Origin of the sequence: Actinoplanes sp. NPDC048791, assembly GCF_040650095.1 — a bacterium.
GTDB lineage: Bacteria > Actinomycetota > Actinomycetes > Mycobacteriales > Micromonosporaceae > Actinoplanes.
Window position 1 is genome coordinate 1 of the sequence record NZ_JBEZGQ010001532.1, and the last position, 1470, is coordinate 1470.

Consider the following 1470-nt stretch of genomic DNA (forward strand, 5'->3'; position numbering starts at 1 on the left):
TGCGTGGCCGCGGCGGTGACGAAGAACCGCCGGGACCGGGTGGGGATGGTGGATGACTGCTCGTCGGACTCTCCTCGGGTGGGACGGGATCGACGAGCGTCAGTCTTCGGCCGGACCTCACGGCGACACATCGGTGAAATCACCGGCCTTGACAGCGACCGGCCGGGGTTCTTGAGTGTTACTCGGAGGTAACCCTGTGAGAATCAGCCGGAAACAATTTGCGCTCGCCTTCGCGCCGGCCCTGATCGCCGGCGTGCTCGCCGCTCCCGCGTCGGCTGCCGCGCCCACCTGCGCCGCGCCCGTCGCCAGCACCACCCAGCCCGGCTACCTGGTCGCCGACCCGGCCTGCGAGCCGAACGGCACCCCGTTCACCGCCACGCCGGACTCCGTCGTGCACACCGGTATCCGCGACGGTGCGGCGTACCGGATCGAGGTGCCCAAGGCCTGGAACGGCCAGCTGGTGGTCTACGCGCACGGCTACCGCGGCACCGGCACCACTGTGTACGTCGACAGCCCGTCGCTGCGCGCGCACTACATCGCCCGGGGCTTCGCCTGGGCCGCCTCCAGCTATCAGACCAACGGCTACGACGTGGGCCAGGGCGTCCGCGACTCGTACGCGCTGATCGGCCTCTTCCGCCAGGTCACCGCCCAGCGCGCCCGGTCGGTCTACATGACCGGCGCCTCGATGGGCGGCCACATCACCGCCGTCGCCATCGAGGAGCACCCGCGCTCGTTCGTCGGCGCGATGCCGGTCTGCGGGGTGCTGGGCGACGCCGAGCTGTTCGACTACTTCCTGGACTCCAACGTCACCGCGGCCGCGCTCGCCGGTGTCGACATCGACTTCCCGCTGACCCCGGACGCCGGCTTCGCGGACCGGTGGCGTGAGCAGGTCAAGCGCATCCTGCCGGCTCTGGGCGTCACGACGGGCCGGCCGCCGGTGCTCACCGAGGCGGGCCGGACCTGGGCGGACGTCGTCGAGCGGCGCACCGGGGGCGAGCGGCCGGGTTTCGCCGCGTCGTTCGCGTACTGGAACGCCGCGCCCTCCTCGGCGCCCACCGCGGACCTGCCGTTCGTCTTCGGTCTCTACCCGGGGCTGTCCGGCGGCACCGCCAACATCGCGGAGGGCAACCTCACCGACAACCGGTTCACGCTGTACCGCAGCACCGACCGGCTCCTGCCCACCCGGGCCGAGTGGCAGCTCAACCGCGACGTGCTGCGGGTGGCGCCGACCGCCCGCCCGAGCCGGGGCCTGGACGGCGTGCCGCGGGTGGACGGACGGCCGCCGGTGCCGGTGCTCTCGCTGCACGACATCGGTGACCTGTTCGTACCGTTCTCGATGGAGCAGGTGTACGCCCGCCGCGCCCTGCAGAACGGCCGGGCGAAGCTGGTCGTCTCCCGGGCGATCCGGGGCGTCGGGCACTGCGACTTCACCCAGGCGGAGCTGCGGCAGGGCTTCGACGACCTGGTGAC

Annotated in this window: 1 protein-coding gene; it reads left to right on the top strand. The window is 72.2% G+C overall.

Going from position 1 to position 1470, the window contains the following annotated elements; all coding sequences use genetic code 11:
* Window positions 1-196: 196 nt before the first annotated feature.
* A partial coding sequence (locus AB0C29_RS48160; RefSeq protein WP_360835043.1) for a phthalyl amidase occupies window positions 197-1470 on the top strand: 1274 nt, incomplete at its 3' end.